Below are 8,456 nucleotides of genomic sequence, written 5' to 3' on the forward strand. Positions count from 1 at the left end.
GCATATTTAATAATAGGCGTTACGGATGATTTTGAAGTAATTGGAATTGATGAAGCATGCAAATCAAATAATATATTAGATTTAATGAATAATAAGAAATTTGCAGGAGACTTTAAACCTGAAATTGAAATCAAAAACATTTATTATAAATATAAAAAACTCATGGTTATAAAATGTAAAGCCACAAAACATGTCCCTTATTATTTGGTAGAAAGATATCGTGGAGTCAAGGACAACACTATATATACAAGAGTGGGTGATACAAATACACCTAAAGATAAAAGTGCAACTTATAATGAAATAGAAAAACTATGGCGTATTCATTTCGATAGAGAACATGAATAACGAGTGAGGAGGGGTATTATGTCAGGGCTATATAAGGAAGCTGATTATGAAAATTCAATTATCGAGTTATTTAGAAATGATTTAGGTTATGAGTATGTATATGGACCTGATATAGAAAGGGATTTTTATAGTCCGTTATATGATGATGTCTTAATTGATTCATTGTATCGTTTGAATAGAGATTTACCTGAGGATGCTATTCAGGATGCATTATTCAAATTAAAGAATATTGAGAATGGTGAACTAGTACAAAAGAATTCAGTATTTATGGATTACTTACAAAATGGTATTCCTGTTCGATATTTAATTGATGGTGAAGAGTCTTCATCTATTGTTTATTTAGTTGACTATAATAATCCTGATAATAACTCTTTTATTATTGCTAACCAATGGACTTTTATTGAAAATAGTGAGAAAAGACCAGATATCATACTATTTTTAAACGGTTTGCCAATTGTATTAGTAGAGTTAAAATCTCCCTCTAGAGAAGAAACTGATGCTTCAGAAGCATATAGACAACTTCGTAATTACATGAAGGAGATTCCTTCAATGTTTGTGTATAATGCTATATGTGTAATGAGCGATCAATTGACTACTAAAGCGGGTACTATAACTTCAGGTGAAGATCGTTTTATGGAATGGAAAACAAAAGATGGTAGTTATGAAAATACGCAATATGCTCAATTTGATACTTTTTTCGAAGGAATATTTATAAAAGATAGATTTCTTGACATTATTAAAAACTTTATTTGTTTTTCTAATGAAGGAATAAAGTCATTTAAGATTTTTGCAGGATATCATCAGTATTTTGCCGTGAAAAAAGCTATAGAGTCTACTAAGCATGCAACTGTTACAGATGGAAAAGGTGGCGTATTCTGGCACACACAGGGTAGTGGTAAATCATTATCTATGGTATTTTATGCGCACTTATTACAGTCGGCATTGAATAGTCCAACAATAGTTGTTATTACAGATAGAAATGATCTTGATGATCAGTTGTATGGTCAATTTGCTAAGTGTAAAGATTTCTTAAGGCAAGAACCACTGCATGCTGAAAGTAGAGAAAATTTAAAAAAACTACTATCTGGTAGAAAAGCAAATGGTATTATTTTTACTACAATGCAAAAATTTGAGGAATCGCATGAAGCAATTTCAGAAAGAAAGAATATTGTCGTAATGGCTGATGAAGCACATCGTAGTCAATATGGTCTTACAGAAAAAGTAGATTCAAAAACTGGTAGAATTAAAATTGGTGTTGCTCGTGCTATTAGAAATACATTGCCTAATGCAACATATATTGGATTTACTGGAACACCTATTTCATCTAAAGACCGTAGTACACGTGAAGTATTTGGTGATTACATAGATATCTATGATATGACACAAGCGGTGGAAGATGGTGCAACACGTCCAGTTTATTATGAAAGTCGTGTTATTAAACTTAATCTTGATAAAGAAACATTGAAACTTATAGATGATGAATATGACCTTATGGCTGAAAATGCTGATAGAGAAGTTATTGAAAGAAGTAAAAAAGAACTTGGTAGAATGGAAGCCATTCTTGGTAATGATAATACTCTTGATTCTCTTGTAACTGATATCTTAGATCATTATGAAAATAATAGAGAGAATTTACTGACAGGAAAAGCAATGATTGTTGCTTATTCACGTACTATTGCCATGAAAATCTATAAGAGAATTTTAGAGTTACGTCCACAGTGGACAGAAAAAGTAGCAGTAGTCATGACTTCAAGCAACAAGGACCCAGAGGAATGGCGCGAGATTATAGGAAATAAAAGACATAAAGAGAAACTCGCAAAGAAGTTTAAAGATAATGACAGTCCTTTAAAAATTGCTATTGTCGTTGATATGTGGCTTACAGGATTTGATGTTCCTTCTCTAGCTACTATGTATGTATACAAACCAATGTCTGGGCATAATTTGATGCAGGCAATTGCACGAGTAAACCGTGTCTTTGAGGATAAAGAAGGTGGATTAATAGTAGATTATGTAGGTATTGCATCAGCTTTAAAGAGAGCGATGAAAGACTATACATCTAGAGATAAAAAGAATTATGGCGATACAGATGTTGCTAAAGTTGCTTTGCCAAAATTCTATGAAAAACTATCAATCTGCCAGGATAAACTCCATGGTTTTGATTATTCTAAATTCCATACAGGAACAGATCTGGAAAGATCAAAGACTATAAGTGGTGCAGTTAACTTCATTATGGATAGAGAACGTGTAGAAGATAAAAATTCATTTGTTCAAGAAGCACTGTTACTTCATCAGGCATTATCTTTATGCTCGTCTTTAGTGGATGAACATGATCGTATAGAAGCAGCTTTCTTTGAATCAGTTCGTGTATTGGTATTGAGACTTACTAATTCAGGTGAAGGAAAGAAAATATCATTACTAGAAATGAATGCAAGAATAAATGAATTACTTAAGCATAGTATTAAAAGTGATGGAGTAATTAATCTGTTCTCTGACGTAAAAGAAGAATTCTCTATTTTTGATCCTACTTTCTTACAAGAAGTAGCAAATATGAAAGAAAAGAATCTTGCAGTTGAATTACTAAAGAAGTTAATTGCTGATCAGGTAAGCATATATCGAAAAACTAATATTGTAAAATCTGAAAAGTTTAGCGAGATTATGCAAAAATCACTTAATGCATATTTAAATGGTATGCTTACTAATGAAGAAGTTATTGAGGAAATGTTGAATCTTGCTAAGCAAATTAAAATAGCTCAAAAAGAGGGTGAGCAATTAGGACTTACTTCTGATGAATTAGCCTTCTATGATGCATTAACAAAACCACAAGCAATAAAAGATTTCTATGAAAATGAAGAATTAATTGCTATTACAAAAGAATTGACTGAAACATTACGTAAAAATAAAACAATTGATTGGCAAAAGAGAGAGTCAGCAAGAGCAAGAATGCGTATGTTAATCAAAAAACTATTAAAAAAGCACAAGTATCCACCAGAAGGGATGGAAGATGCAGTTCAGACAGTTATTAGTCAGTGTGAGCTTTGGACTGATAATGTTATGGAAGTGTAGTTATAATTTTTGAGAAATCTTCAGAAGATAGACTACTTTCATTACTGAGTGAGTATTTGTATGAAGAAGTTTTGAAATGAAGGACGATTGGTCAGAATATGACTTGGTCGTCCTTTTTATGCACTGTTTAATTTAATGCTTATGCTACTTTAAATATTCTTAATTCAAGAACTAATTGAGGCAAGTTTTAAAGTAATGAATCAAGTGAAAAATAAGGTTATGAAGTAGTCAAAGTAGTTTAAAATCGGTTTTGATGTAAACTTTTGTTATACGTAATTTTCCTATAGTAGTAGTTACACGCAAAATGGTGATTTGAACTACTTCAACTACTTGAGGACGCTAAATGATTATTATGGCGAAGCTGACCAAGAATTCCGACTAGGTTGACCAACAATTCCGATAAGATTGATCAACTAATTGATTTATATGCAAATCCTAGAACGGTTTAACAACCATTCTTTTTATATTAACAACAAAAAATAAAAATATTATCACTAACCCCTAATAACAGTCGTTATAGAACATTAAATGAGTGCAATTCAATTAAAAAAAGAATAAAATTAAAGTATATGTCTATAGAAGATAGTCTAAGTGATTATTAATAAATTATGGAGGGTTAATATGGAAGTACATAAGGGAAACATATTTGGAATACTAAATGGAGACAAACAATTTCTTATTCCTGTATATCAAAGATACTATAGCTGGGAATTAGAACAATGTAAACGTCTATGGAATGATATTGTTGTAATGCAGAAAGAAAAGAAAGTAGGGCACTTTGTAGGTTCAATAGTAAATATTGCTGAACAGGCTATGCCTACTGGAATACAAAAATATATGATCATTGATGGTCAACAACGTCTTACTACACTTACTTTACTATTAATCGCATTACGTAATTATGCATTAAATAATCCAGATGATAAAACTATAAATGCACATCGTATAGATGGAATGCTTTTAAAGAATGAATTTGAGTCTGGTGAAGACAGATATAAATTATTATTAACTGATAACGATAAAGATATTCTTATTAGTCTTGTAGAAAGAAAACCTATAAAAGAAGGTGTTAAATCTAGACTCTTAGATAACTACAAGTTCTTTTCATCAAAGATAGATAATCATGAATTAACACCTGCTGAAACTTACGAAGCAATTGGTAAACTCTTGATAGTTAATATTACTCTAGATAGACAAACTGATGATGCACAAGCTATCTTTGAAAGTCTAAACTCAACAGGTAAAGAGTTATCTGAATCTGATTTAATAAGAAACTATATTTTGATGGGATTAGAGCCTACAGAACAAACATATATTTATGAGCATTTATGGAGACCTATGGAATAACTCTTTGTTTATGAAACACAAGAAAAAGTCATGGATGCTTTCTTCCGTCATTATTTAACAATGAAAATGACAAGTATTCCAAAACAAGGACGTGTTTATGAAACATTCAAGTTATTCCATATGAATAGTGAATTTAATACAATTAGAGAACTTTGTGAAGACTTAATAGAATATGCTCGTTATTATACAAATATTGTATATAAGAGAAGTGATGACAAAGAATTAAAACAACTTTATGATGATATAGTCGATTTAAGAATGGAAGTCTCATACCCATTCTTATTAAAAGTTCACCATGATTGTAATGAAGGACTCATTACAACTGATGATTTAAAAGAAGTTTTGAGATATTGTATTAGTTATGTTTTTAGAAGAAACATTTGTGGTATGGCAACAAACTCATTGAACAAAACATTTGCAATATTTAAAAACTCAATCCATAACGATGATTACATGAATTCTGTAAAAGCATCATTTATGCTTTTACAGACATATAAAGAGTTTCCAAATGATGAACAGTTTTTTTCATCATTTGTAATTCGCGATATGTATAATATGCGTACGAGAAACTATGTATTGAGTAGATTAGAAAACTACGATAATAAAGCACCAATAAATATTGGTAATTATACAATTGAACACATTATGCCTCAGAATAAGAATCTTTCAGAGGAATGGCAAAAAGAACTTGGGGACAATTGGAAAGAAATACAAAAGATGTATATTCATACAATTGGAAACTTGACTCTTACTGCTTATAATTCTGAAATGAGTGATCATTCTTTCAAAGAAAAAATGAATATGGATGGTGGATTTAAAGAGAGTGCTTTAAGACTTAATAAGTATGTTGTGAATGTTTCAGAATGGAATGAAGAACATATAAAGGAAAGAGCAAAACAGCTATGTGATAAAGCATTAAAAATATGGCCTTATCCTGATTTAACTGATGAAGTACTTGAATCATATACGCCTGATGAAAACACATCACAGGAATATTCATTAGAAACATATGATATGAGTTCTTTAAGTAAAACTCTATTTGAAGCTTTAGATAAAAGAATATTGAATCTATCACCACAGGTAAAACGTGAATATAAGAAACTGTATGTAGCATATAAGTTAGATACTAATTTTGTAGATATTGTTCCCCAAAAGAAAGGATTACGTATTAGTGTTAATATGAAATTTAGTGAAGTATATGATCCTAAAGGTATTTGTAAAGATATAACAAATTTAGGTAGATGGGGAAATGGTGATGTGGAAGTAAGTATGAGAGACGTTTCTGAAATTGATCAAGTAATGGAAATTATAGAGCAAAGCTTTAATATACAGAATGATGAATAAGGTTTAAAAGTCAATCTAATAAAGTTAATTTGTATTTTTGTTTCGATTGCTGATAGAGGATTAATGCACTGAATTCTAGCAAATAATATATGTAGAAGAGGATAACTAACATGAGAGAAGAGACAGTAAATAGAATTAGAAAATTCACAGAAGATAGAGACTGGGATCAATTCCATTCACCAGCTAATCTAGCTAAATCTATAGTAATAGAAGCAGCAGAACTATTAGAATGTTTCCAATGGTCTGATGATAATTATGATTTACAGCATGTTAAAGAAGAATTAGCTGATGTTATTGTATATAGTCAGAATCTATTAGATAAGCTAGGATTAGACGCTGATGAGATAGTGAATATGAAGATGAGTCAGAATGAAGCTAAGTATCCTGTAGAGAAGGCTAAGGGGAAGAGTGATAAGTATACTGAGTTGTAATAAATGATGTTGCTGTACAATTAAGTGATTATGCAAAAGGGAACAACCAGTGAGGTTGTTTCCTCTGCTTATATATACGAAAAAGAGAAATCATATTTTTTCCATTCTTAGTTCTTGATTATAATGGAGTATTTCAACGATGAAGTTAAATTGAAATATGGCAAGGACATCATTATTTATAACTGTGCTGATAATTAAATAGCTTTCAACGTAAATTAAGATAAATTAATGATTGTACTGGGCGTGTTGTTTGCATATACAATGTCAGTAAACATCATTAAAACATATTTGTTTTGATTGTTTGGTGTATTTCTTTACAAAAAGAGAAAGTATGGAATAGTTGGAAATAATGTTTTTCTCTATATATGGTATGAAATAGACTTAGATAAAATTTCATTTAATAGTCATGATTCTGATGAGACGATTAAACTTAATAAGAAGTGTTTTCCATACAAAAATTGGATATTATAAAAATGATATGGCAGTAATGAATATGTTGTTAATTGGGAAATGATAGTTGTCGAATGAAAAATAAGGGAGAAGAAAGGTAGAGGATGTTCTGCATAACTGTTTTGGAAATTATGCTTTTAAGAAGGAATTAACATAGTTTTCTATTAGGGGTGGAGACATCTTATTTCTTTGATTTACATTGGGGTATTTATTTGATTCAAAAAGTGTAAAAGAATTTACAGATAAAGAAGAAAAATCAACAGAATAATCGCTGGTACATATGTGTTAGAGAATACAAGGTGTGCTGTAACTAATGTTAAACTATCAACCAATTATTAAATGTGATATAGTCAGGGTAGGCAAGTTTTTTATCTTATATACTGTTGGATGTATGTTTAGAAGTTACTCTTTGAAAACATACGTATTAATATGTGCAGGTAGCGTGTATTACATGTTACTGTATGACAGTGTTTCAATTAAGGAAGATAATATAATTACCGATTGTTCTAAAGAGTATTTTAAAGAGAATATAGCTAGTTGGTCTATAATATTTTTAAACTTGTCTATGGTTTACAAAATTTACAAGATTATTTAAAGTTTAGTGCATGACTGTTTAATATGAAGGGGCAATCAAAGATGGTTATCAGTGGCTACTCTATTAATAGCTTTTACTCTGATCCTTGTAATACATGTTCAATAACAGAATTAGGAAAAGCCCATATTGCCGGCCTTTTGATAAGGGAAGGCAAAAAGCGTTTCGATGCTTGATTTACATGTATCGTTACTAGTTGAATAACTATTACCTGTATTCGTATAGATTATAGACATGAACAGTAGGCTCGACATCGTACTGACATTGCTAATTTGGAAAATTGTATTACAAATACATCTATTAGAGATAGTGTGAAGCAAAAAAACAGCAGTAATGAATCGCTAAACTATGAAAATTCGTGTATATGATATGTAAAAAATCCTCACTTTGCAGACCAAATGATGTCCATTAATTTGGATGATGGTGTGTAGGAAAAATATGAAATATTTAAGGATTTATAAGCAAAGATGAATTAAGATGGAGGTTAAATATCATGGAAAATATATTCACAAATTTTTTATTGGAGTCTGGTCTATATGCTTCTATCCTCATTGAAGAAGAAAATATTTCTGACTTTATTGAGTTGGTTAAAGGGAATGTGAAGATTAGTTCTTATTGCAAGGAATGTGAGCAAGAACGTGTTTTCACAATGAAACCCATAAAGTATTATCATATGACTGGTCAAGAAGGAAATGAGAAAATTACATGTGAGTTTCTTGGAGATAGAATGTCTTCTATGCAAGATGTAATATCAATTGCTAAAATTGAAAACAAAAACACAGATGCGTGGGAATTGATAAAATCAAATTTTGCTGACATAACAAGACTGATGAATTTTGAATTTATCTGTTCAATGGATGAAAAACATCATTTAGACTTTACAG

The 8,456-nt window shown here is 30.4% G+C and carries 6 protein-coding genes; all 6 read left to right on the plus strand.

Going from position 1 to position 8,456, the window contains the following annotated elements; genetic code table 11:
• Window positions 1-345, plus strand: a 345-nt coding sequence (locus ACT8VG_RS04305; RefSeq protein ID WP_444195272.1) for an AlbA family DNA-binding domain-containing protein, incomplete at its 5' end; no start/stop codon positions are given.
• 18 nt (window positions 346-363) lie between these two features.
• On the plus strand, window positions 364-3,408 hold the full coding sequence (locus ACT8VG_RS04310; protein WP_444195273.1) for a type I restriction endonuclease subunit R: 3,045 nt from the start codon (window positions 364-366) through the stop codon (window positions 3,406-3,408).
• A 621-nt stretch (window positions 3,409-4,029) separates the two neighbouring features.
• On the plus strand, window positions 4,030-4,755 hold the full coding sequence (locus ACT8VG_RS04315; protein WP_444195274.1) for a DUF262 domain-containing protein: 726 nt from the start codon (window positions 4,030-4,032) through the stop codon (window positions 4,753-4,755).
• Between the two features lie 60 nt (window positions 4,756-4,815).
• A complete protein-coding gene (locus ACT8VG_RS04320; protein WP_444195275.1) occupies window positions 4,816-6,099 on the plus strand; it encodes a GmrSD restriction endonuclease domain-containing protein in 1,284 nt (427 codons plus the stop codon).
• Window positions 6,100-6,209: 110 nt separating this feature from the next.
• Window positions 6,210-6,530 carry a nucleotide pyrophosphohydrolase gene (locus ACT8VG_RS04325; RefSeq protein WP_006506730.1) on the plus strand — a complete coding sequence of 107 codons (321 nt, stop codon included), beginning with the start codon at window positions 6,210-6,212 and terminating at the stop codon, window positions 6,528-6,530.
• A gap of 1,535 nt (window positions 6,531-8,065) precedes the next feature.
• A partial coding sequence (locus ACT8VG_RS04330) for a hypothetical protein (protein WP_444195276.1) occupies window positions 8,066-8,456 on the plus strand: 391 nt, incomplete at its 3' end.

Origin of the sequence: Catenibacterium sp., from assembly GCF_052354645.1 — a bacterium.
Classification (GTDB): domain Bacteria; phylum Bacillota_I; class Bacilli_A; order Erysipelotrichales; family Coprobacillaceae; genus Catenibacterium; species Catenibacterium mitsuoka_A.

Excerpts from the sequence above, each read along its gene's own strand:
- ACT8VG_RS04310 (WP_444195273.1), top strand. The coding sequence starts at position 364 with ATGTCAGGGCTATATAAGGAAGCTGATTATGAAAATTCAATTATCGAG.
- ACT8VG_RS04315 (WP_444195274.1), top strand. The coding sequence starts at position 4,030 with ATGGAAGTACATAAGGGAAACATATTTGGAATACTAAATGGAGACAAA.
- ACT8VG_RS04320 (WP_444195275.1), top strand. The coding sequence starts at position 4,816 with ATGAAAATGACAAGTATTCCAAAACAAGGACGTGTTTATGAAACATTC.
- ACT8VG_RS04325 (WP_006506730.1), top strand. The coding sequence starts at position 6,210 with ATGAGAGAAGAGACAGTAAATAGAATTAGAAAATTCACAGAAGATAGA.